The 22,581-nt window shown below is 61.2% G+C and carries 26 protein-coding genes and 2 pseudogenes; 12 read left to right on the top strand and 16 right to left on the bottom strand.

Translation table 11 applies throughout. From position 1 onward, the window contains the following. The 3 genes and pseudogenes from C8264_RS14510 to C8264_RS14500 all read left to right on the top strand — a co-directional run. Positions 1–235, top strand: a pseudogene (locus C8264_RS14510) (haloacid dehalogenase); the annotation flags it as partial. A 468-nt stretch (positions 236–703) separates the two neighbouring features. Further along, positions 704–1,168: a DUF305 domain-containing protein gene (locus C8264_RS14505; protein ID WP_035098229.1), complete on the top strand. Its 465-nt coding sequence runs from the start codon at positions 704–706 to the stop codon at positions 1,166–1,168. A 98-nt stretch (positions 1,169–1,266) separates the two neighbouring features. Further along, positions 1,267–1,611 carry a hypothetical protein gene (locus tag C8264_RS14500; protein WP_108461678.1) on the top strand — a complete coding sequence of 115 codons (345 nt, stop codon included), beginning with the start codon at positions 1,267–1,269 and terminating at the stop codon, positions 1,609–1,611. A gap of 58 nt (positions 1,612–1,669) precedes the next feature. Here the strand turns inward: C8264_RS14500 and C8264_RS14495 are convergent, their stop codons facing one another. From C8264_RS14495 to C8264_RS14470, 6 genes are all read right to left on the bottom strand, one after another. Continuing rightward, the gene (locus tag C8264_RS14495; protein WP_108461677.1) at positions 1,670–2,080 is read right to left on the bottom strand and encodes a c-type cytochrome; all 411 of its coding nucleotides are present in this window, start codon (positions 2,078–2,080) and stop codon (positions 1,670–1,672) included. Then, positions 2,059–2,895, bottom strand: a complete 837-nt coding sequence (locus C8264_RS14490; RefSeq protein WP_108461676.1) for a hypothetical protein — start codon at positions 2,893–2,895, stop codon at positions 2,059–2,061. Before C8264_RS14490 ends, C8264_RS14495 begins: the two co-directional genes overlap by 22 nt. 121 nt (positions 2,896–3,016) lie before the next feature. Beyond that, positions 3,017–3,217 carry a heavy-metal-associated domain-containing protein gene (locus C8264_RS14485; RefSeq protein ID WP_035098238.1) on the bottom strand — a complete coding sequence of 67 codons (201 nt, stop codon included), beginning with the start codon at positions 3,215–3,217 and terminating at the stop codon, positions 3,017–3,019. A 377-nt stretch (positions 3,218–3,594) separates the two neighbouring features. Beyond that, positions 3,595–3,786 carry a VOC family protein gene (locus C8264_RS14480; RefSeq protein ID WP_108461675.1) on the bottom strand — a complete coding sequence of 64 codons (192 nt, stop codon included), beginning with the start codon at positions 3,784–3,786 and terminating at the stop codon, positions 3,595–3,597. Continuing rightward, on the bottom strand, positions 3,779–4,240 hold the full coding sequence (cueR, locus tag C8264_RS14475; RefSeq protein ID WP_108461674.1) for a Cu(I)-responsive transcriptional regulator: 462 nt from the start codon (positions 4,238–4,240) through the stop codon (positions 3,779–3,781). The genes C8264_RS14480 and cueR overlap by 8 nt, the downstream gene beginning before the upstream one ends. Further along, complete coding sequence (locus C8264_RS14470) at positions 4,237–6,795, bottom strand: heavy metal translocating P-type ATPase (protein WP_108461696.1); 2,559 nt, start codon at positions 6,793–6,795, stop codon at positions 4,237–4,239. The genes cueR and C8264_RS14470 overlap by 4 nt, the downstream gene beginning before the upstream one ends. A gap of 99 nt (positions 6,796–6,894) precedes the next feature. Between C8264_RS14470 and C8264_RS14465 the strand changes: the two genes are divergently transcribed. Continuing rightward, entirely contained in the window at positions 6,895–7,536 is a 642-nt protein-coding gene (locus tag C8264_RS14465; protein ID WP_108461673.1) for an MFS transporter, read from the top strand. Positions 7,537–7,652: 116 nt separating this feature from the next. Here C8264_RS14465 and C8264_RS14460 read toward each other — a convergent pair whose 3' ends face one another. After that, positions 7,653–8,429 (bottom strand): hypothetical protein, encoded by a 777-nt coding sequence (locus tag C8264_RS14460; protein WP_108461672.1) that lies wholly within the window; start codon positions 8,427–8,429, stop codon positions 7,653–7,655. A 113-nt stretch (positions 8,430–8,542) separates the two neighbouring features. On the opposite strand from C8264_RS14460, the gene C8264_RS14455 reads away from it, so the two are divergent. The 4 genes from C8264_RS14455 to C8264_RS14440 all read left to right on the top strand — a co-directional run bounded on the left by C8264_RS14455 (position 8,543) and on the right by C8264_RS14440 (position 11,033). Then, entirely contained in the window at positions 8,543–8,818 is a 276-nt protein-coding gene (locus tag C8264_RS14455) for a metal-sensitive transcriptional regulator (protein WP_108461671.1), read from the top strand. Between the two features lie 27 nt (positions 8,819–8,845). Beyond that, positions 8,846–9,355, top strand: a complete 510-nt coding sequence (locus tag C8264_RS14450) for a DUF305 domain-containing protein (protein ID WP_205245688.1) — start codon at positions 8,846–8,848, stop codon at positions 9,353–9,355. 86 nt (positions 9,356–9,441) lie between these two features. Beyond that, positions 9,442–9,741, top strand: a complete 300-nt coding sequence (locus C8264_RS14445; RefSeq protein WP_035098249.1) for a helix-turn-helix domain-containing protein — start codon at positions 9,442–9,444, stop codon at positions 9,739–9,741. Then, positions 9,738–11,033 (top strand): type II toxin-antitoxin system HipA family toxin, encoded by a 1,296-nt coding sequence (locus C8264_RS14440; protein ID WP_108461670.1) that lies wholly within the window; start codon positions 9,738–9,740, stop codon positions 11,031–11,033. Before C8264_RS14445 ends, C8264_RS14440 begins: the two co-directional genes overlap by 4 nt. A gap of 40 nt (positions 11,034–11,073) precedes the next feature. Here C8264_RS14440 and C8264_RS14435 read toward each other — a convergent pair whose 3' ends face one another. The 3 genes from C8264_RS14435 to C8264_RS14425 all read right to left on the bottom strand — a co-directional run bounded on the left by C8264_RS14435 (position 11,074) and on the right by C8264_RS14425 (position 14,407). Continuing rightward, positions 11,074–11,688, bottom strand: a complete 615-nt coding sequence (locus C8264_RS14435; RefSeq protein WP_245893208.1) for an SCO family protein — start codon at positions 11,686–11,688, stop codon at positions 11,074–11,076. Beyond that, positions 11,685–12,161, bottom strand: a complete 477-nt coding sequence (locus C8264_RS14430; RefSeq protein ID WP_108461668.1) for a copper chaperone PCu(A)C — start codon at positions 12,159–12,161, stop codon at positions 11,685–11,687. The genes C8264_RS14435 and C8264_RS14430 overlap by 4 nt, the downstream gene beginning before the upstream one ends. A gap of 77 nt (positions 12,162–12,238) precedes the next feature. Further along, complete coding sequence (locus tag C8264_RS14425; protein ID WP_108461667.1) at positions 12,239–14,407, bottom strand: heavy metal translocating P-type ATPase; 2,169 nt, start codon at positions 14,405–14,407, stop codon at positions 12,239–12,241. A gap of 79 nt (positions 14,408–14,486) precedes the next feature. On the opposite strand from C8264_RS14425, the gene C8264_RS14420 reads away from it, so the two are divergent. Then, positions 14,487–14,906, top strand: a complete 420-nt coding sequence (locus tag C8264_RS14420) for a MerR family transcriptional regulator (protein ID WP_245893207.1) — start codon at positions 14,487–14,489, stop codon at positions 14,904–14,906. Between the two features lie 183 nt (positions 14,907–15,089). On the opposite strand, the gene C8264_RS14415 is transcribed toward C8264_RS14420, so the two are convergent. Both C8264_RS14415 and C8264_RS14410 read right to left on the bottom strand, forming a co-directional pair. Beyond that, on the bottom strand, positions 15,090–16,376 hold the full coding sequence (locus tag C8264_RS14415; RefSeq protein WP_108461665.1) for a cytochrome P450: 1,287 nt from the start codon (positions 16,374–16,376) through the stop codon (positions 15,090–15,092). A gap of 94 nt (positions 16,377–16,470) precedes the next feature. Beyond that, on the bottom strand, positions 16,471–16,866 hold the full coding sequence (locus tag C8264_RS14410; protein ID WP_108461664.1) for a MerR family transcriptional regulator: 396 nt from the start codon (positions 16,864–16,866) through the stop codon (positions 16,471–16,473). 71 nt (positions 16,867–16,937) lie between these two features. Between C8264_RS14410 and C8264_RS14405 the strand changes: the two genes are divergently transcribed. The 3 genes and pseudogenes from C8264_RS14405 to C8264_RS22605 all read left to right on the top strand — a co-directional run. Then, complete coding sequence (locus C8264_RS14405) at positions 16,938–17,822, top strand: cation efflux transmembrane domain-containing protein (RefSeq protein WP_245893206.1); 885 nt, start codon at positions 16,938–16,940, stop codon at positions 17,820–17,822. After that, the gene (lspA, locus tag C8264_RS14400; protein WP_162783662.1) at positions 17,819–18,304 is read left to right on the top strand and encodes a signal peptidase II; all 486 of its coding nucleotides are present in this window, start codon (positions 17,819–17,821) and stop codon (positions 18,302–18,304) included. Before C8264_RS14405 ends, lspA begins: the two co-directional genes overlap by 4 nt. A gap of 6 nt (positions 18,305–18,310) precedes the next feature. Further along, a pseudogene (locus tag C8264_RS22605) lies at positions 18,311–18,598 on the top strand (YnfA family protein); the annotation flags it as partial. 211 nt (positions 18,599–18,809) lie between these two features. Here C8264_RS22605 and C8264_RS14390 read toward each other — a convergent pair. The 4 genes from C8264_RS14390 to C8264_RS14375 form a co-directional block, all read right to left on the bottom strand. Next, positions 18,810–19,697, bottom strand: a complete 888-nt coding sequence (locus tag C8264_RS14390; protein ID WP_108461661.1) for a cation diffusion facilitator family transporter — start codon at positions 19,695–19,697, stop codon at positions 18,810–18,812. A gap of 9 nt (positions 19,698–19,706) precedes the next feature. Further along, positions 19,707–20,009 carry a hypothetical protein gene (locus C8264_RS22930; RefSeq protein ID WP_162783661.1) on the bottom strand — a complete coding sequence of 101 codons (303 nt, stop codon included), beginning with the start codon at positions 20,007–20,009 and terminating at the stop codon, positions 19,707–19,709. Positions 20,010–20,197: 188 nt separating this feature from the next. Then, the gene (locus C8264_RS14380; RefSeq protein WP_162783660.1) at positions 20,198–21,184 is read right to left on the bottom strand and encodes an acetyltransferase domain-containing protein; all 987 of its coding nucleotides are present in this window, start codon (positions 21,182–21,184) and stop codon (positions 20,198–20,200) included. 522 nt (positions 21,185–21,706) lie between these two features. Then, positions 21,707–22,321 carry a cytochrome c oxidase assembly protein gene (locus C8264_RS14375; RefSeq protein WP_108461658.1) on the bottom strand — a complete coding sequence of 205 codons (615 nt, stop codon included), beginning with the start codon at positions 22,319–22,321 and terminating at the stop codon, positions 21,707–21,709. Positions 22,322–22,581 lie beyond the last annotated feature (260 nt).

Here is a 22,581-nt window from a genome sequence, read left to right as displayed (position 1 = left end):
CCTGCTCGGCATCGCCCGTGCCAGGAAACTTTCCAGGGCCACCATGGGTAATATCCGGCAAAATCTCTTTCTTGCCTTCGTGTACAATGCTGCCGGCGTGCCCGTAGCCGCCGGGGTCCTCTATCCACTCTTCGGACTGACGCTTTCGCCGGCCATCGCCGCCGCGGCCATGGCACTGTCGTCCGTCAGCGTGATCGGGAACTCTCTGCGCCTCCGTTCAGCTCGCATCGCATGACCCGTCGAGCTCTTCAACGCAGGCGATTCCTGCAACCGGCACGTGCCGGAACGGGTTTGGGTGCCATGGAACGCTCCGCAGCATCGCCAGTGACGAGAACGAGGATCCGCATGATCCTCGCAGTTCTTGTCGCGGTCGTATCCAGCATGTCCTTGCACCATGGGGCCATGGCACGAACCAGTGGCGTCGAACATGCCGTGAGCGACGTAAACCATCATGCGGATGTCGAATGCGAGGCTCACTGCGACAGTGATCCGCATTCTATGCCGGTGTGCTGCGGTATGGGTCTCTGCCTTGGCGGAATGCCGGCGGCACCCAGTGCGACGCTTCCCGTCCTGCGGACCGTCGACCGCTTCGCCGATGTGACGGAGCCCGCTCCACATCGGGTGATTGTACGAATAGATCGACCGCCGAAGGGTTTCCGCACGGACGCTTGAACCAATTCTTCAACCCAACGGAAATTCGAAAATGAACATCTTCAAGACTGCACTGCTCGCCTCCGTCGTTCTTGCCGGGACCTCTTCGCTCGTTTCTGCCCAGGATGCGATGCCGGGTCACGACATGTCCGCCATGGGCGGCGACAGTGCCATGGCTGCCGACCTGCCGGAAATCTGCAAGAGTGCCGAAGGCATGTCGGGAGATATGTCGATGGACATGTCCCACGAGATGGACGAGGCCCATACCGACCTGATGGCGGGCATGGACGAGACCAACAAGCAGATGATGGACGCGATGATGATTGAGGACATCGACGTGGCATTCGTCTGCGGAATGATCCCCCACCATATAGGCGCGATCAACATGGCCAAGGCCGAGCTGGAACACGGCGATAACGAATGGGCCAAGGAAATGGCGCAGAAGGTTATCGACGCCCAGGAGCAGGAGATCGCCGAAATGGTCTCCTGGCTCGAAGGTGAAGGCGCCAACGAGTAAGCAGGTACAAGGAAGCGCACCACGGTGCGCTTCCACTTCTCAGGGTCGCTTAAGCAGACGGCAACGCTCCGCTGCTAAAAGGTCTGCCGGAGGCAGGCATGCTCAACAAGATCAAGACGGAACTGAGCGAACTGCTGTTCCTCAGCAGGGACGCATTGCACATCCACATCGGCCTGGGCATCTATGTTGCCGCCATGCTGGTGTTGCGGCGAGGACCGGCCAGCATCGTGCCGTGGCTGGTTGTTCTTGCCTTCGAACTCGCGAACGAATTCCTCGACGCTTTCCATCACAGCCCGCCCGATATCGATATCACCGGTGCGCTCAGGGACATCGGCAACACGATGTTATGGCCGACGGTCGTGCTCCTGATAGCCCGTCGGCTTGCCAGGCAAACAGGCGGCCGAACTGCGGAGTTGCAGCCTTCAAGCGCCGCTGACCCGTGATATTCCAATTGCCTGCCGTGCATGACTGCTGCCTTGGACAGGGTCTACGGACGAGGAGCTACTCCCCGTCGGCTTGTGATTTGGCTCGTTGGTAGTCCGTTTGGCGTTCCGGCCAGGTACCCTTGATATAGTCGAGCACCGACCTGATTTCATCGTCCCTCATGGTGTCACCGAAGGCCGGCATGTCGGTTTCGTAGCCCGGCACGATCGATGCGAGACCTTCCTTGATGATCCGGAACAGCTGCCGGTCGGAGTGATGCCAGGTGTGGCCGGTTTCGTCATGGGGAGGGGCCGGAAGACGGCCATTCGGCAGGCGGGCCATCCAGTCCGGTTGGCCCTCGAGGTCAACCCCGTGGCAACTGGCGCACTGCTCCAGATACAACTCTCGCCCGTCGAGTTCCTGACCCTGTGTGCAGGTCAACAGCGCTGCCAGGGTACAGATTGACGCTAGGGGGCGAACGAAGACCACGACCTTCCCCCGTCCATGCTGGAGATGACCTGACTTTCAGCGGTTACCGCCACCAGATGTCCCTGATCATCCGGATCGAAGGCCATGTGAAGCACCACCGTGTCCTTCATCTCTCCAACGGGAACAAGTTCGGAAGTATCGTTCAGCGCTAGAAATCCGGTCCCGGGAACGAATGCATGCAAACCGCCATCGGAGGCGACTTCCACCGCCGTCACGGGGGGGCCCTCAGCAACAGGCGACCAGGTTTTGCCGAAGTCGACGCTTTGGTGAAGGCCCGTCGTGGTGGCGGCGTAGACATGCCCCGGCTCGTCCGCGGCGGCAGCCAGATCGATGAGCTCGGACGGGCCGGAGCCCGCCAGCGCCCAGGTGCGGCCTCCATCGCGGCTAACCTGCACACCGCCATACGAGCCGTAAAGGGTATCGGGGTCCGCAGGGCTGACGGTCATTGCGTGGAAGTCGACCGGTCCGCCGACACCATCGGAAAGGTGCGACCATTCCGCTCCGGCTCCGGACGTGCCTATGACCCCGGTGTTGCCGCCGCTGCCCGGATGACCGCTGGCATAGAGTCGTCCGTCCGTTCCGGAAGTGAACCCCATGAAATCATCTGCCGCAGCCGAAATCATGGTGGCCATGCCAGTCCGGTTTACCGCATAGAGACCGAAATGGGTTGCAAGCAGCACATCATCGGATCCGGCGGGCAGCACGACGCCATGGATGTGAGACAGCTCTCCCGCCGGTAGAGGGGCGGTGTGTTCCGTGGCACCTGCCGCAAGGATGGGAAGTAGCCATAGGGCGGCGGTCAGCTCGGATTTCATGGTTCGATCCCGTATTGTTGGCGGCAGTGAAAACATCAGCGCTCGACATTGGTCGACGGGCATCTGGTGATCCGGCCCGAGCCTTGTAAGAGGACGGCAGGCTCATCGCCTGCCGATGGTTTCATGCCTGCAACTGGCCGGTGTAGCCAGCTTCGGTGATTGCCTCCGCGAACGCTTCCGCCGGCTTCTGGCTGCTGATGTCCACCTTGCGCGCGGGGAGATCGATCTTCACCTCGGCTGCTGCATCAACGCCTTTCACGGCCTTCTCGATCGTGGAGACGCAGTGGCCGCAGGTCATGTCGTTGACTTGGAAATTGTACATATCAGAACTCCTTCGTTTCGGTGATTGCCCCAATGTGGGGCTTCCAACGGAGGGAAGGTCAAGGGTGAAGATACATTTTTTTGAAAGGGTCGCTGGAGGCTGGAGGCAGCGACGTGACGGTCCAACCTGGTGCCGGCGTTCATCATTCGTTTCGGGCAATGCGTGCTCAGAGATTGCCCGTGCCGGCAAGGCCGCGGCCATAGCCCTCGCCAACAAAATGGCGATTATCGATCCCGAGACCAACGCGGATACGATCAGGATCACGACCAGGACGACTGTAGGCAGGGGCTTGGAACGGGTGAATCTCATGCGTCATCCTAACCCGGGGGAGGTGACAGCCAACTGACGGAGAGCACCACCTGGCAGAACCTGCTCCGTCAGGCTGGCGCCTCGTTTGAAGAGCAGCAAAACCATTGCGGCGCCGGCGTTGGATGCCACGACGCGCCGTCCCGGTGCAATGTCAGGAACCCGAACACGCGGCTGTAGAACTCAACGGCCACGTCCAGATCATCGACGTTGATGGCGGTCTCGATCAATCGATTGACCTTGGGTGCGACCCGCTCAGGCATGGCTGCGGTCCGGAGCTACATCGGTCACTCCGAAGCGCGGCTGGCGCCTCTTGACCGATGTAGGGGCGGCTTGGGCGAAGCCCTCGATGATGGGGCAGTCCGGGCGACCGTCGCCATGGCAGTTGTCTGCCAGGTGCCGAAGGGTGTCGCTCATCGCCTTGAGCGCCTTGGCCTTCTCGTCCAGCACGCGGATGTGCTCCAGTGCAATGGACTTGACGTCGGCACTGGCACGGGAGCGGTCCCGCCATAGTGCCAGCAGGTCCCCCATCTGCTCCACGGAGAAGCCCAGATCCCGGGCCCGGCTGATGAACCGGAGTCCGTGCACCTCGTTGTCGGAGTAGACGCGATAGCCGGATTCGGTCCGGAGCGGGGCCGAGATCAATCCGATGGATTCATAGTAGCGGATCATCTTGGTCGACACGCCGCTGGCCTTGGATGCTTCACCGATGTTCATGATGCTGATTCCACAAGTTTGAGGGAGGTGGAGGCCTGCACGGAGCGGACCTCGGATTGATCGACAGGCGCCGCGAAGCCGCGCAGGCGCAGGGCGTTTCCGAGCACGAAGACGCTGCTCAGGGCCATGGCGCCGGCGGCCAGCACCGGCGACAGCAGGGTGCCGTTCAGCGGGTAGAGCACGCCTGCCGCAACGGGGATGAGGATAACATTGTAGCCGAACGCCCAGAAGAGGTTCTGCTTGATGTTTCCGATCGTCGCCTTCGACAGGGCGATTGCATTGGCAACCCCGCGCAGGTCTCCCGACATCAGCACCACGTCGGCGCTTTCGATGGCGATGTCCGTTCCGGTTCCCACCGCCAAACCCACGTCGGCTTCCGCCAGGGCAGGGGCGTCGTTGATGCCGTCGCCAACGAAAGCCACGGTGCGACCACCCGCCTTGAGGTGCTTGATCGCGTCCACCTTGCCTTCCGGCAGGACTTCGGCCACGACTTCGTCGATGCCCAGGCGCTTGGCCACGGCTTGTGCCGTGCGGGCATTGTCGCCGGTGATCATGGCGACCTTCAGGCCAAGCGCATGCAGCGAATTGATGGCTTCGGCGGAGGTCTCCTTCACCGGGTCCGAGACCGCGATGATGGCGGCGAGCTGGCCGTCGATGGCTGCATAGAGGGGGGTCTTGCCCTCGTCGCCGAGGCGAGCCGCTGTTGCCGCGAAGGCTGCCGTATCAAGGCCTGCCTTGGTCATGGCCCTGTCCGCACCGACAAGAACGATCTTGCCGTTTACGGTTCCTGTCACGCCGAAGCCGGGTTCCGCCGAGAAGCCCTGGACCGCATCAGTCTTCAGGCCTTCTTTTCTCGCCGCAGACACAATGGCCTCTGCGATCGGGTGCTCGGAACGGGCCTCGACGGCGGCAACGAGGCCGAGGACATCTTCTCGTTCGAAACCCATGCTGACCTCGATGTCCGTCAACTCGGGTTTTCCCTTGGTGAGCGTCCCGGTCTTGTCCAGGGCGACGACCTGCGCGGAACGGAGGGTTTGCAGCGCCTCGCCCTTGCGGAAGAGGATGCCGAGATCGGCGGCACGACCGGTGCCGACCATGATCGACGTCGGTGTCGCCAAACCCATCGCGCAGGGGCAGGCGATGATCAGCACCGCCACCGCATTCACCAGGGCGAACGTCAAGGCTGGGGACGGCCCGAATACCGCCCACACGGCAAACGTCAGCAGGGCCGCGGCAATGACGGAAGGAACGAACCAGGCCGTCACCTTGTCGACAAGGGCCTGGATCGGCAGCTTGGAGCCTTGCGCAGCTTCCACCATGCGGATGATCTGGGCCAGGACCGTGTCTGAACCAACCTTGGTGGCGGTGAAGCTGAAGGCTCCGGTGCGGTTGATCGTGCCGCCGACAACATCCGCCCCGGCTGACTTGCGGACCGGGACCGGTTCACCCGTGATCATGGACTCGTCGACGTAGGAATCGCCTTCGATGACGCTGCCATCGACAGGGATGCGGTCCCCGGGACGGATCTCCACGATGTCGCCAGCAATTACGGTCTCGAGCGGCACCTCAACGGCAACGCCGCCCCGGACAACGCGGGCCGTCTTCGGTTGCAAGCCGACCAGGCGCTTGATCGCCTGGCTCGTGCGACCCTTGGCCCGGGCCTCGAGGAAGCGTCCGAGCAGGATCAGCGTCACGATCACCGCAGCGGCTTCGTAGTAGACGTTTGCCGTTCCCGCGGGCAGGACGCCGGGCAGGAAGGTGGCAACGACAGAATATGCCCACGCCGCACTGGTCCCGAGCACCACCAGGGAATTCATGTCGGGATTCAACCGCACGAGGTTAGGGATGCCCTTGCGGAAGAAGCGCAGGCCGGGCCCGAACAGAACGGCGGTCGCGAGCGCAAACTGAATGTAGAGACTATTGGAATGCCCCAGATCCATCATGACCCAGTCGTGGATGGCCGGGACGAAGTGCGATCCCATCTCCATGATGAAGAGCGGCACCGTCAGCACGGCGGCAACGAACAGCGCATTGCGCAGGTGCAGGATTTCGGCTGCACGGCGATCCACTGGCTCTCCGCCATCGTCGACCTGAGCCTGCCGGACGATTTCATATCCACTCGAGCGAACGGCCTCTTCCAGTTGAACCCGCGCCACGGCGCCGGCAGGAAACGTGACGATGGCCTTCTCGGTCGCCAGATTCACCGACGCCGAGGAGACGCCCGGCACGCTGGCAAGAGCCTTCTCGATCCGGGACACGCAGGAGGCGCACGTCATGCCTTCGATCCGCAGTTCGGCTGTTTCCTGGCGGGTGACATAGCCCGCCTTCTCGATGGCAGCGACAACGGCTTGCGGATCGGGTGCCCCGCTGAAGCTGACGGTCGCTTTTTCGGTCGCGAGATTGACGTTGGCAGACTCCACGCCCAGGACGACGCGGATAGCTTTTTCCACACGGGCAACGCACGACGCACAGGTCATGCCCTCGACCTGAAAGTCCAGTGTCGCCACTGAGGCGTCGACGCCGGTCGGTCTCTGAAGATCGATTGCGAGAGACATTTCAAACAGTCCTTCCGATTGACTGCCGAGATAGGTAACGCTTCCAACGATGGGAAGGTCAAGGGCTGTTTCAATGGGAATCATTCAAGTCGAAACCTCATGGCTCAGCTGGCCATGGACTTTCCTGATCAACGTTCCGCTCGGGCTCGTCGTCTTCGCGCTGGCACCAACGGTCATCCGCTACCTCGCCCCGGTGCGGGGCCGCATCGACTGGAAGGTGCGCTGACGGTAACGGCATCGCTGGTCACCGCAGTCTATGCCATCGTCACGACGGTACCGGGTCAGTGGATCTCGCCGCAGACGCTGCTGCTGCTGGGCGCCGCAGTTGCCCTGCTGGTGCTGTTTCTCGTTCTGCAGGTTATCTCCCGTGAGTCGCTGCTGCCGTTACGGATCTTCGCTGCACCGAACCTCGCTGTGGGCAACCTGCTGATGGCGCTGCTGGGTGCCGCGTGGATACCACTGTGGTTCTACCTCAACCTCTACCTGCAGCAGACGCTTGGGCTTTCCGCCCTGTACAGCGGACTGGCGCTGCTGCCGATGACGCTGACGATCATGGTCATCATGGTGGGCTTGTCCGGCAAGCTGGTTGCTCGGTTCGGGATCGAGGCCAACATCCTCATCGGCTTGCTCGCGATGGCCGGCTCGCTGCTGCTGTTTTCGCGTGTTCCAGAAGGCGGCAGTTTCGTTGTCGACGTTCTGCCCGCCTCGCTGCTCGGTGCACTGGGCATGGCGCTCGCCTAGATCCGATCACCATGTCGGCGCTCTTGGAGCACTCGTCTTGCTCCGCGGAGCGCCCGCGACGGGAAGTGCCGGTAGGCTGATGATCTTGGCCCGGCATATGGCCGGGCCTTACCAGCTCAAGGCTGTACTGCCGGATCTGCGACCCGAACAACAGCTTCGATCCGCTCCGGTGGGACATCGCGTTCGATCATGATGTCCCACCCGTGATCCATCGCTTCCCAGTCGCCCTGTGCTTCGAGATATAACTCGATCATGGATTGCGGCAGGCGACCGTCCGTGAAGGCGCACCAGCCCGAAACCGGGTAGCGGATCACCACAACGGCGGGCTCCCCTATGCCTGCCAGCGCAGTGGGGAGCTCGCCACCCAGATAGCCGGCGAGCCGCTCGACAGCTTCGCCGCCGAATGACTCGAAGAAGACTTCGCAGCCGCCGTCATGCAGGATGCGACGCATCGGGGTGGCCCACACGGCGCACTCCCGTTCCGGGAAATGCGGATCGGGGGCGAGCATCTTGGCCAAGGCAGCGTCGACGTCACCAATCCGCTCCGGCGGCAGGTGCCCTGCGAGTGTGCGTTTCAGCCGTTCCTGGTCTCGATTGAAATCCAGCCGCAGCAGGCCCTCTTGGTGGATGGCGTTGAAGTCCACTAGTCTGGTCGCATGAAAAGCCCTGAGCTCCCGGTTCACCATGGTTTCGGCTATGAGAGCCTCGGCCTCACGCCAACGCCTCATGACTGGAGCGGGGTTGCGCAGGCGGTGGAGCGAGCCGGCCAGATTGTAGGTGTGTTCGGCTGTCTTCTCTGACCTGAGGGCTTCGGCGTGTGCCCGGAGGAAATCAAGAACGTTTGGCGGCCATGTCCCAAGCCGCTCGAGGTCGACAGGATTGAACTCGCTCACGTTTGGCCTCTCAACTTGTTCCAGCCATATGGGTCGGGGCTTGAGCGAAAGTATAGAAGTAGCCGTAAGCAACCAACTGCTTGCCCGTCGCTTATACCCCCGGAGGGTACTCGATGTGCACCCAACGATCTATCTCGATCCGCAACCGTCTAAACCGTATTGCCGGCCAGGTGAACGGCGTCTCGCGCATGGTGGATGAGGGCGCCTACTGCATCGATATCCTGACCCAGCTGCAGGCCGTGAAAGCGGCCCTGGCAAAAGCTGAGGACGAGATCCTCAAGCAGCACGCTGACTCCTGCGTGGCCGAGGCGATTACATCGGGGGATATTGAAGCACAGCGGGCCAAGTTCAACGAACTGGTCGATCTCTTTGCCAAAGCGAAGCGGTGATCGACAACTCTGCGAAGGAGAAACCGAATGACGCATGAAGCACACGCCCATGATCAAGCGGATCGCCACGGTCAAGGCGGCGGGCACGGTGGTCATGGACGACCCTACCTCATGTTCTGGATCAACATGGTGCTCGGCCTTGTCGTGATGTACGTCGTCATGTTCTCCATGATCGACGGACTGGGCGACTTCCGCAACAACATGAACATGTTCTACATGGCCTTGACCATGTGGGCCCCTATGGGAATCTTCATGCTCGCCACGATGCCGGGCATGTTCCCGAAACGCACCATGAACGTCGTCCTCTACGCCGCTTTCGCATTGATCACGGTCTTGTCCTTTTTGGGGACCAGGACCCAGGCTTTTATCGATGACCGTCAGTTCATCGACTCCATGATCCCGCATCATTCGGGAGCGATCCTCATGTGCCGTGAAGCTGACCTCCAGGACTCCGAGCTGGTACAGTTGTGCGGAGAGATCATCGAGGCGCAGCGTCGGGAAATCGAACAGATGGAGGCGATCGGGGAACGGCTTTGAGTTGTTGCCCCCGCAAGGGATAACGCTCCAGCGTTACCGGATAAAATGTTGACTGCTATATCCTGAAATGCGATGTATTGGGGGATATGATATCCCTTAAGCTTCAATCACCTTCCGACACGATGGCATCTCTTGCGCACAGGGCAAGGCAATTACGGCTGTCGAAAAACCTGACGCAGGAAGGTTTGGCCACAAGAGCAGGGGTATCGCTGGGCACGCTGAAGCTGTTCGAGCGCACGGGAAAAGCAGGGTTCGAGACGGTGGTCAAGATCGCCTATGCCCTCGAAGCCGAACGGGAGTTCGAGGCCCTGTTCCCGCCGTCCCAGATCACCAGGATCGAAGATGTCGTCGAGAAGGCGCCTCGCAAGCGGGGCAGGCGGAAATGAAACAGCTCGACCATGTCCTCAGCGTAGAGGTCACGCTGGAGCTTGCAGGGGAGATGCTGCCCATCGGGCGCATTGCTTGGCGGGCAGGGGAAAGGCGGAGCTATTTCGAGTACAGCCAAGCGGCACTCGACCGCCGCCTGAACCTTTCCCCGTTCAATTTGCCATTGCGGCCGGGCGCGCAACCTGCGCCGCACGTGCCGTTTGAAGGATTGCATGGCTTGTTCAACGACAGCCTGCCGGACGGTTGGGGGCGTAAACTCCTCGATCGGCGCCTGCAGCGGCTGGGCTACGACTTCATGACCTTGGGTCCGCTGGACCGTCTCTCTTTCGTCGGCACCACGGGTATGGGTGCCCTCCGCTACAAACCGGTCGGCCTGCTCGAGGAAGTCGTCTATGGCGACCTCGACCTCGACTGGCTCGCAACACAGGCCGAACTGGTGCAGGAGGAATCCCCGGAAGCCGACGTTGACCGGTTGCAGGCAGCACAAGGCGGCTCGGGCGGCGTCAGGCCGAAGATCGTCGTAGGGCTGGATACTGCAACGGGCCTGCTGGTCCAGGACCGCAACACCGGGCTGGCGGTCGGCTACGAGCCGTGGATCGTCAAGTTCCGCGCTGAAAGCGATCCGCGGGAAATCGGGCCGGAGGAGTACGCGTACTCGCTCATGGCAAGGGCCGCGGGCGTGGAAATGCCGGAGACGCGGCTGTTGAGGGGTTCCAGCGGGAACGCCTATTTCGCCGTGCGACGGTTCGACCGCAGTGCCGCCGGCGCCATCCATGTTCATACCCTAAGCGGTTTGCTGCACGCAGACCACCGGGAGCCCCAGGTGGACTACGGTATCCTTCTCAAGGCCACCCGCCTGCTGACCCGGGACGAGCGGCACGTGGAGAGCATGTTCACCCGCATGGTCTTCAACGTGCTGGCGCGAAACCGGGACGACCATTCCAAAAACCATGCATTCCAGATGAAGGCCGATGGCACTTGGGTGCCTACGCCTGCGTATGACCTCACGTTCTCGTCAGGTCCCGGCGGTGAACACAACATGGCAATCGCTGGAGAAGGTCGGAACCCGGGACACAGACACATCATGCAGGAGGCGAAGGGAGCGGGTTTGACTCCCCTTCGGGCCCAGGCAATCTTCGACGAGGTCAAGGCCGCCGTGGATGCCTGGCCCCGTTTCGCCGAGAACGCAGGTCTTTCGGAAGCCAGGATGGCCGAGCTCGACTACGTCCTCAACGAACGAGGTCGTGCCCCAGCTGATGATGTCGAGAGCACAGCGACTTCGTCCCCTTAGGAACAACATCCCGTCAAGTGCTCCGAGGATGCGGTTCCGATCAGCCTTGGCCGATGAGCCGACGCAGTTTGGCCATTCGGGTGTCGAATCCTTCCTCCGTCGCCAGGGTACCGAAGAAGCGTCCGTCGGCAGTGACCAGCTGGATGGATGCCTGGTGCCCCATCAGGTAGTCGCCACCCTCCATCGGCTCCTTCTCAAAGAAGATGTAGCGGTCCTTTGCCATGGTGCTGATCTGGGCCAGGTCGCCGGTCAGCCCGGTGATGCGATCGTCGAAGTACTCGACGTACTCCTTCATGATTTCGGGCGTGTCGCGCTCGGGGTCCACCGAAACGAAAACCACGTTGAGCTTGTCGGCATCGGGTCCCAGTTCTTCGAGCAACGCCGACATTTCCGCCAGAGCCGTCGGGCAGACGTCCGGGCAGTGGGTGAAGCCGTAGAACCACGCAGATGGCTTGCCCAGGAAGCTTGCCTCGGTCACTGCAGCGCCGTTCTGATCGACAAGCTGGAACGGTTTGGCGTAGATCGCCTCGACCTCGGATACGCCGGTCGGTTTGGGCCCATACGCCAGGAAACCCGCACCGGCTGCTGCTACAACCACCAGCGCCCAAAGGACGATCCGGAGCTTACGCATGCCGGTCGAAGTCTTCCCGGTCACTTGCCGTGGCCTTCGTGGTTCGGGGCAGCCTTCGCGGAGCGTTCTTCCACGTTGAAGACAACCTCGACCGGTCCCGCATTCTCGAAGATCAGGGTCGCGGCGACCTCGTCACCGGCCTCGTAGCGGCGGTCAGGCTTGATGAACATGGCGTGCGTGCCATCGTCGCCCAGAGATACGGTGGCACCGGCAGGTATTTCCATGCCCTCTGCGAGGGGCTCCATCCGGGCGATGCCGTCCGTCACCACCGACTGGTGCAGTTCCACCTTCTCGGCGGCCTCGCTTTCGATTCCCACCAGGCGTTCCGGAACATCGCCGTTGTTGTGGATAGTGACGTAACCACCCAGCACCGGGGCGTTGGGCGGCGCTTCCTGGATCATCGGGTGCTCGATGAAGATCGAACCCGAGGTGAAGTCGTGCGCCTGTGCCGGAGCGGTGAGGACGGCAATAGCTAGGGCCAGGATAAGCTTCTGCATGGATCAGCCTTCGTGTGAGCTTCTGTTGGCAGCAGGATTAGCGGACATTCCCGCCCACCGGAATGCGACCCGTTGGACTATGAGTGCGTCAGCCCCTTCCAGCCCAAGAGGCGCATGGCGTTGGCGGTAACAAGCACCGTGGCGCCGGTATCTGCCAGGATGGCCGGCCAGAGGCCGGTGATCCCCAGAACGGTGGTGACCAGGAACACGGCCTTCAATCCCAAGGACAGGGCGATGTTCTGGCCGATATTCGCCATGGTAGCCTTGGACAGACCGACCATGTTGGCGATGTCGAGGACCCGCCCGTGGAGGATGGCTGCGTCGGCGGTTTCGAGCGCCACGTCGGTTCCGCCGCCCATGGCGATGCCGATATCGGCAGCAGCAAGAGCAGGGGCGTCGTTGATGCCATCGCCAACCTTGGCCACCACCGCGCCGCCGGCCTGCAGCTCACGCACGATGCGCTGTTTGTCCTCGGGCAGCAGCCCGGCCCGGACGTCCATGCCGAGCGAGGACCCGATCGCCTGGGCGGTGCGTTCATTGTCACCGGTCAACATCACAGTCTTCACGCCCGCGGCCTTGAGCGCATCCAGACCGGCACGGGCATCGAGGCGTGGTTCGTCGCGGATCGCGAAGATACCCACGATCTTGTCGTTCGCGAGCAGGACCGAGACCGTCTTGCCTTCGTCGTTGAAGCCGTCGATCCGGGACTGCAGTTCGGCGGGAATGCCTGCCTGTTCGTTAGCCGCCTTCGGGGAGGCAAGCAGCAGGCGATCGCCGCCAACGGTTCCTGTCACCCCCTTGCCGCCGATGGCCTTGGCATCCATGGCAGGGGGCACCGGGACGTTCATAGCCTTGGCCTTGGCCAATATCGCCAGGGCAAGAGGATGGCTCGATCCAGTTTCGATGGCAGCTGCCATGGACAGTACCTTCGAGCGCGAGAGCCCCACCTCCACGATGTCGGTGACCTGGGGTTTGCCTTCGGTCAGGGTGCCGGTCTTGTCGAGCGCCACGGTGGTCACCTTGCGCAACCCCTCGAGCACGGCGCCACCCTTAAGCAGCAAGCCACGACGTGCGCCTGCCGATAGTGCGGCGGCGATGGCGGCGGGCGTGGAGATCACCAAGGCGCACGGGCAGCCGATCAGCAGGATGGCCAGACCCTTGTAGACCCATTCGCCCCAGGCCTGGCCCAGCAGCAGCGGCGGCACAATGGCAACGAGAGCCCCGACCAGCAGAACGGCAGGCGTGTAGTAGCGGGAAAACCGGTCGATGAAGCGTTCGGTCGGCGCCTTGCTTTCCTGGGCTTCTTCCACCAATCGGATCACCCTGGCGATCGTGTTGTCGCTGGCCTTGGCGGTCACCCGTACCTTGAGGACGTTATCGGTGTTGATGGTGCCGGCGAACACGCGGTCCCCTGGCCCCTTGTTCTTGGGAACGCTTTCGCCGGTGACGGGAGACTCATCAACGGCGCTGCTGCCTTCGACGATGTCGCCATCGGCGGGGATACGGTCACCCGGGCGGATCATCACCATCGCCTTGAGGGCAAGGCCTGCAGCCGGGACTTCCCGAACCTGATCTCCCTCGATCAACCGAGCAGTCTTCGGCACGAGATCGGCCAATCCCTTGATACTGGCCCGGGCGCGACCGGCAGCCACGCCTTCCAGCAGTTCGCCGACCAGGAACAGCAGTACCACGGTAGCGGCTTCCTCGGTGGCGCCGATGATGACGGCGCCGATCGCGGCGATGCTCATCAGCGTCTCGATGGAGAACGGCGACCCTGCCATTGCGCCCGCGATGGCGCGGCGACCGATCGGAACAAGTCCCACCAGGAGCGCTACCAGGAATGCCCAATGACCGATCTGTGGGATCACCTGTCCGATGAGGTAGGCAATTAGCAGAGCCACCCCGCATGTAATCGTCAGCACAGCCTTGCGGGTTTTCCACCAGGGACCGTCCTCATCATGGTCATGATCGCCGTGGAGATGAGGTCCCGACGATGACTGGGCGACATCTGCCGGGTCGACAGCGCGTATGGGCTTGGTCGGATAGCCCAAGTTGCTGATCTTGGCGGCGATCGCCTGAAGGTCAGTCTGTGCCTCATGCCGCACCGACATCGTGCCCGCCATGACGGAAACCGAAACATCCTCGACGCCCGCTACGCGACGGGCAGCAGTGTCCACTTTCGTGGCGCAGCTGGCGCAATCCATGCCCTGTACACTGAAGCGTGTTGTTTCAATCCTTGCCGTCATGGCGCTAGCTCCTTGCAATCTTGTCTCACTGCCTACATCCTCCAGTGGCTATAGGAGCAAGCGCAAAATGAGTCATGGCATGGCAATCGGCAAAGTTTCGGAAGCGACGGGGGTGAAAGTGCCCACCATCCGCTACTACGAACAGATCGGACTGTTGCCGCCACCGCCCAGGACCGAGGGCAACCGGCGGACCTATGACAGGAAAGATGCGGACCGCCTGACCTTCATCCGCCATTCGCGTGAGTTGGGCTTCGAGATCGACCAAATCCGCACCCTGTTGTCGCTACAAGACCGTCCTGGCCAGTCATGCGGCGAAGCCGACGCCATCGCGAAGGCGAGGCTGGTCGAGGTCAAGGAGAAGATCACCAGCCTCAAGGCTCTCGAGGCCGAACTGGAGCGTATGGTGGAAGGATGTTCCCACGGGAGGGTCGAAAGCTGCCAAGTGATCGAAATCCTGGCTGACCACGGCAAGTGCAAGCACCATCAGCACGACGCTTGAGCTTTGTGCTCGATCTTCGACGCGTTAGTTCCAGGGTCCATTCTCCTCCTGGAAGCATTGGACACTTCGCCATCTTGCCACAGGAGAACGCCTTCCACGCCATCGAATGAGTATGGCCAAGTTGTTGCGCGTTTTACGGAGCAGACAATTGTTTGGAGATACAGAACGGGGCCCGACAAGGCGCTACCCGTTAGACTGATGTGCTGCCTTTAGCGTGTGATCCACAAATCGGATCCGCAGGCCACCTGCCGGACGCGTGGGCAATCTGTTCATCGGCATAGCTAGGTCCTGATCATCAACCTGATACTTCATCTCCTGGGTAAGCAGGCGGATCGCACTGCTCATGATCGATACAGTCAACCACTCGCCGGGACAGCGATGATCTTTCCGAAGATCGCCTGCCCCATGTGGCATGAAACGAAAGTCCTGATCTCGCCAGCTGGAGGCCCTCTCTGGTTGGATCATGAGTGGGTTCGGGTAAATCCTACCGTCTCGATTGGTGCTGAAGAGGTCCAGCATCACCCACTGACCCTTGTCGAAACGCTTGCCGCCCCAGGTGAATGGACGAAGTGACCGCCCGCCGATCACCGGGAAGAACGGGTAAGTTCGGCGCACTTCCTCCGCAAAGGGCTCGATCCAATCATCTTCTCCCCCGGCAATTCTTGTCTGCCATTGCGGGTGGTGATGGAGCGCCATGGCTGAAAAAAGTATCCAGCGACCGATGGCGACGATGGGGCGCAGCAAGTTGATGAGCTCCACCGCCGCCACCTTTGCAGATAGTTGCTTTCCGTCACTGTCAATCCAATGGGCAACAAAGCTGACGGGCGCATCCTCAGGCGCCTTGAGTTCTCCCTTGCGGATCTGAACGATAAGGCTCTCGAGCTTTCGCTCCAATGCCGCCCGCCGTACGAGTTCCCGCCACATGCGTGGACCGACGCGGCCCGCATTCTCCACCATCCCCACCAACTGATCGCAAAGGTCGTTGATGTTCACGGTGTCGACGGGTAGTCCGCACCATTCCCAGGCCGCACGCGTCAGGACCATATTGGACGCTGCAAAGAGTTCCGTTCCTTCCTTCGCTATCCAGGTTACCTCGGCTTCCCGCCAATGCCGCTCGAATAGACTGACCATCCGATCAGGCGGGGTATCAACCAGAAGTTGCGCAAACATCCGCTTGCGGTGCCGATGCGCCTCACCGTCAAGAGCTTGAACGCTACCCTTGTCCTGCAACAATCGCAGTGTGGACGGAGGCATTGCGCCCTTCCGGGTGAACAGGTTCTGTCCATAAAAGAGATCGGCGGCGTCTTGTCCGCGCAGGCATAGAACCGGGCGCAGCATCAGCCTCGTCTCGAAACCATCCGCACCGAGATCGTCGCAACGAGTGCCGATGAAGTCGTAGCCTTCGCGGAGGAAGGCCAAGGTGTTGTCGAAGCCCGGAGCTGCCGGAACCTGGATGTATCCTTCACTCATAAGCCAGCCAACGAGAAAACGCCCTGCTTGTTCCGTCCGTTATCTTGCAGCCCAAATCTAAGAGGTGCGCCCAGCCACAGCATGGTGGTTGCGATCAGGACAATGGCGTGCTGAGCGCTTCGATGACCCGACATTCCGCCACCACTCCTTTCCGGCATTCTGTCACCATTCTGGACAATTCAAGCTGAAGGTTCTGTAGCCTGGAAATTCGTCGCTCCACTTCGTCCAGCTGCGCCTGGGCGATGCGGCTGGCATCGGCACACGAAGCCTGCGGCTGCTCCTGCAGGGCCAGCAGGGTTTGCACCGACTGCAGGTCGAATCCCAGATCGCGGGCATGCCGGATAAAACCAAGGCGCCGCACGTCCGCGGCGTCATAGACACGCCGGCCATTATCCTGCCGCGCTGGTGGAGGGAGTACTCCCGAACGCTCGTAGTACCGGATGGTCTCGATATTGACCCCCGTTTCACGCGACAGGTCTCCGATCTGCATTTTCCGCTTGCTCCTGTAGTCACTACAGGTTGTAGCCTCTGTGCCGATCCACCTCAAGAAGGCCTATGAGCATGAGTGCTGCTGCCGAAACCATACGCTACCAAGTCACCGGCATGGACTGTTCCTCCTGCGCCGCCAAGATCGAAGGCGCCGCCCGAAAGGTGGAAGGTGTTCACGACGTGAAGGTCTCCATCGCATCGCAAGTCATGACCCTGGAAGTGGACGATCCGGACCGGCGATTGCCAGTGCTGGAGAGTGCGGTGACCGACCTTGGCTACCAGCTCGACCGGATCGGCGTGCGAAAGGGTTCGGGTTTCGAAGGCAACCAAGACGCCGCGGGTAGCGACGACGATGACCACATCCCCGACCTGTCGCATGTCACGCCGGCCTACAAGCGTGCGCTCTGGACCGTCGTACTGCTCAACGTCGGCTACGGCATCGTCGAGATAGTGGGCAGTTTCATCGCTGGCTCCCAGGCGCTGCAGGCGGATTCGCTCGACTTCCTCGGCGATGGCCTGATTTCGTTCCTCGGTTTGATAGCGGTAGGATGGGGTCTTGCGGCTCGAGCCAAGGCGGCGCTGTTACAGGGGATCTTTCTGGGCCTCCTTGGATTGGGCGTGATGGCTTCAACAGTCTACCGGATCTTCGTCGAACACCAACCCGAGAGCCTGTTGATGGGCGGGTTCGCCCTGGTCGCCTTCGCCGTCAACGTGCTGGCTGCCGTGGTGCTTATCCCGCATCGCAAGGGTGATGCCAACATGCGGGCCGTATGGCTCTTCTCGCGCAATGATGCCATCGGCAACCTGGCCGTGGTCGCCGCGGCCGCGGTCGTCTGGTGGACCGGCTCGCAATGGCCGGACCTGATCGTCGCCTTTGCGGTCGCGGGGCTGTTCCTGCAGTCCGCCTGGTCTATCATCCGCGATGCACGTTCGGACCTCAAGCAGGCCGGCAGATGAGTAACCGGGACGCTTCCCTCTTTCTTATCCTCGGGATCATCGGCGTGGATGCCTCCACCAAGGAAGCGGCGCTCATGTATCTCGATGGCAGAATCGTGCCGGCTCTGCCGGTGTTGAACCTGACGCTCGGGTTCAACACCGGCGTGAGCTTCGGTATGTTCGCCTCGGACGGAACGCAGGGCTGGTTGGCGATAGTCCTTTTGACCCTCGCCATCTGCTTTGTGGTGGCGTGGCTATGGCACAAGAGCCAACATCTTCTCGAACGCCTCGGCTATGCCTCTATCCTCGGCGGGGCACTGGGCAACCTTGTGGACAGGATTCCTGACGGGGCCGTCACCGATTTCATCGATCTCCACGCCGGTGGCTGGCACTTCCCCACCTTCAATCTGGCCGATGTCGGCATCACGGCTGGCGTCATGATGTTGCTCTGTTCCTCTCTCTTCCGGATCAACAATCACACGGTACCAGCATCGAGGGATTGAGGCGGATATACCGGCGCCGCGGTGGCCGAGATAGTCGGGTGCTTCGCCTTTTGGGCGTGGCTGAGGCAAGGGCAGTCACCGATGTGGGCGTTGGCTGGCGTCCCCGCATTGATCGCCTTTGCCTGGCTGCTGACGCTGGCACCTACCGAGCACGCCGGCAGAGCATACGCGGCCTATGGTGGGGTCTACATAGTAGCGTCGCTGCTTTGGCTGTGGCTCGCAGAAGGGAGAGTGCCCGATCGATGGGACCTGTTCGGTGGCGCGCTTGCCTTGCTTGCCGCCGGCATCATTCTGTTACGCGTCGAAACACTTGAAAGAGTTCCCCATCATGTGACCACGCAGCATTTGGAGCATTTCCGGTACAGCACGCTCTACGATGGCGCCTCATGCCAGCAGCGTTGGCCGCGAATGAAGTGTAGGACCAGGAAGGGACCGTGTTCGACATGGGTGTTCTCAGAACCGCAAGGTGCGATAATCCCAGCTGGGAATCTGCGCATTTCATGTCTCAGGCCACGACAATTCCCTTGTGCTTGGCTTTGCCTTCCGGCTCCACATGAATGGTGATGATGGCACCTGTAACATGGGCTTTCAGCGCCGCTTCGATGGTGTCGCAAATATCGTGCGACGCCCCAACGCTCATCGTGCTTGGCACAACCAAGTGAAAGTCGATGAAGGTCGCTGTTCCAGCATGGCGGGTGCGTAGGGCATGTGCCTCGATGGCACCAAGTGCGTTCTGTCCGATAATGTTGCGGATTGTGGCCAACTCTTCAGGCGGTGCGGCCTCGTCCATGAGCCCGCTTGCATTATCTCGAATAACGCCCCAACCACTCCAAAGCACATTAAGAGCAACTAGCGCTGCGATCCCGGCATCAAGAACGGCGATGCCCGTCAGCACAACGGCGACTACACCGACGAGCACGGCAATGGTCGTGACCACATCTGTCATCAGGTGCTTGCCGTCTGCCACAAGCGACGCCGAGCGATGTGCTCGACCTTGCCGGATCAGGACCAAACTCCAGATCACGTTGAGTACGGTTGCAGCCACACTTACCGCAAGCCCTGCCCAAGTGTCTTCGATTAGCTTGGGGTGAAGAAACGCCTCATAGGCTTCACGTAGGATCGCAAAGGCTGCAACAACAATCATAATGCCAACCACAATGGCCGAGAGATATTCGGCCTTGTGATGTCCATATGGATGTTCGGCGTCAGCGGGCCGCGCAGCAATCCGGATCGCGATGATTACGGTCATAGCCGTCACAACATTGATGATGCTTTCGAGTGCGTCCGAATAAAGAGCCACGCTGCCAGTGAGCAAAAATGCAGCGTACTTGATCGCCAGCACCGCAATGCTGACGGCCAAGCTCGCAACGGCGATTCTAAGAGAGTGCTCCATAGGGCACGTTCAATCACTGAATTGCAGAAACATCAAGGTTGTCAGGTAGTTAGAAAAATGACTATGAAAAGCACTTGCAGTAGCCGCATCGAGGCTGGGCGCATAGTTCAAGATTTGTGCACCAACTTCCCGCTTCAGCAATCTCAACACCTTGGTTGGTGCATAAGCCAGGTGCAACGAAGCACAATTCAGTTTCGAAGAAATGTCTAGTTTGACGATGTCCTTCCGCGTTCGGAAGTGGGTGGCGCCCATCCAGCCCTTGATGGTGCCGAAGTCGTGCTCGACGGTGCTGCGCAGATATCTGCTGATCATGTGCAAGACCTCGGCGGCGTCGCAGTTTGATGCACGCCAGTCCAGACTAGGATATATGTGGGTCCCGCGCGACGCGGAGCCACCCGTGGCCCGGGCTGGGACAATCAAGGCCCGTTTTTGCCCTACTATCCACGGTAGAATCTGAGCAAAAAAGCGCAAAAGAACAAAGTTCCCATAGTGCGCGGGCGTCACTGCTGCGCATTGAGCTCGGGATAGATCAAGGCCGAGCACTGCCGGTTCTGCGCATCGAGTAGGGTCTGATCGCCGGCTGTGACCATGCCGGTTTCGATGGCGTTCCAGAGCCTGTTGGTCTCGACGCCCTCGAGCCCGCATTGGCAATAAGTGGTGCAGAGACCCGGCGCTGTGCCACCCGCCTGACATGTCGACTGGCACGAGCGCAGGAAGTCGGCCCTGCGCATGGCCAACTGCGGCTGGAAGGCCAAGGAGGCCGGATAGACGAGCCCCAGCAGGATGGGCTGGTGCACCAGATAAAGCAGCAGGCTCCAACGCCCGAGCCAGGCCAGTAGGCGCGGCAGTCGTCCGGCTGGTGCGATGGCGGCAAGACGCGGCGCCCAAGCCGAGGACAGCACCAGCCGCGTGGCGATAACGCCTAGCAGCACAACACCCAGCCCGGGAAAGACCGGCACGAGGTCATTGGTGGGCGGCGGCACCTGCCAGAAGCCGATCCAGGACCAGGCCTTGTCGTTGAACAGGGCGTCGGAGTAAAAGAAGGGCAGGGCGATGACCACGGCAGCTACCCCCCCCGCCAGCCAGAGCGGGGCACGTACAAAGGCCAGCCCTATCAGGCTGAACAGGGCGATAGCATGCAGCACGCCGAAATAGACAAAGCTCTGCGGAAAGGCGAACCACGTCGCCACGCTAATGGCCAGTGCGCCAACAACGACAAAGCCCCAGCGCCTCCAGAAGCTGCGCCAGCGAATGTCGCCGCGCCCGTGGCCCAGCACCAGCCCGACCCCGACCAGGAACAGGAAAACCGCAAGTATGCTGCGCGCAAACAAGACCCAGGCCGGATCGTTTCCGACATCGGCGGCGATGAAGCGGAAATAGCTCAGGTCCCAGAACAGGTGATAGACCACCATGGCAATGATGGCGACGCCGCGGACGATATCGACGAGGGCAAAGCGCGGGCGGGCAGTGGCGGGATTATCGGTCATAGGACGCGCCCTCATCCGAGACGGTGCTGGCGTCAAGAGTGGAGCCGCCTTTGCCCCTATTGGGCGGATCCGGCAAGGCCAAGGCGGGTGGCGCGGTGCTTCCTACGCGATGGCGCATTATCGGTCTGAGAGCTATGACGTTCATTCCAGGACGGTTCTTGCTAGCCTGGCGCCGACACTGACCGAACGCCCCCCAAGGCGTCAACATGAAAGGCACAGGTCAAAAACGCCGAAGAACGTTACCAGGGTTGTCCCGACCGTGTGACCTAAGCCTCCGTGGCTCGGCTACACGGCCGATCCAAATGGAGCAGGTAAACGCTTCCGACATCGCAAACCACGCACTAGGCTCTGTATATAGGCATACTCGGTATAGCGCCGCGTCGTTCTCGCTGCGGCAATCTACGGTAGAGAGAAACCAGCACATTCCTAACATTGGCACGGCATGGGACGTTGCTGCCGCAGAGACCGCCGGCGAGACAGCGCCAATCAGATTGGCTCTAGATGGTCATGGCTGTGTTGCCGCTATCGCCGCAGGACGCGCGCCATCAGCACTAGTCCGCCCGACAGATAAATTACCCCGCCAATACCTAGCATAATGACGCCGCCCAGTTGCTGATCGATGAGAACGGGAAGCCCACCTGTGGGAGCTTGCAGGTGGTCACCGTATATTGAACGCGGCGCCAGCCCAATAAGGGCGCCAAGCAGGGTCATGTGCATAGAGGTGAAGAACAGCGCCATGGCGCCGGCCAGCGCGGCGATGCGTCTGGTTTCCCCGGTGCTGGCTAGAGCCACCAGCCAAACGAGTAGCGATACAAGGGCAAAGCTCGCCTGCTCAGCGGCAAGTGCCCAGGGCTGGGTGCGCGAAGCGTGGTGCAGCGCCGGGGCGTGCCAGCCCCAGACGACGACCAGGTCGATGATGCTGACGGCAATCGGCAGGGCGAGCTGCGAGCGCAGCCAGTTCCGCCGGGCGACCAAGGGGCCAATTCCGGCGGCCAGTAATGGGATTCCAATGCCTACCACGGTCATGTGCAGCGTCATATGGGCCGCAAAGCTTCCGCGCACCATGGCGGGCAACGGTCCAGCCCATGCCAGGACAAGGACGGCAATTCCGGTAATAGTTAGCAAGCGGTCAATCATTGGCAGATCGCGAGTTAGAGCACGGGAAAGGTGGCAATAAACACGGCCACTGCCAAAAGCGTGCAGGATCACCTCAGGGGGCTGGCGCCGCTGCTGGGGGTATCTGGACCGAAACTGAACTCGTTGTCGATGAGGCTGCGGTTCGCATGTGCCGGATGTGTCGCATCGATCGGTCTGCCAATTGCCAGTCAGCGCCACCACGCCCTTGCGGTACTAGACTGATTTTAGACGAACTGCCGGTGCGCATCGATGTCGCAGTG

It is taken from the genome of Devosia naphthalenivorans (assembly GCF_003056355.1).
Classification (GTDB): domain Bacteria; phylum Pseudomonadota; class Alphaproteobacteria; order Rhizobiales; family Devosiaceae; genus Devosia; species Devosia naphthalenivorans.
Note: the sequence above shows the minus strand (reverse complement) of the source record. Positions and strands in the feature narration are given on the sequence as shown.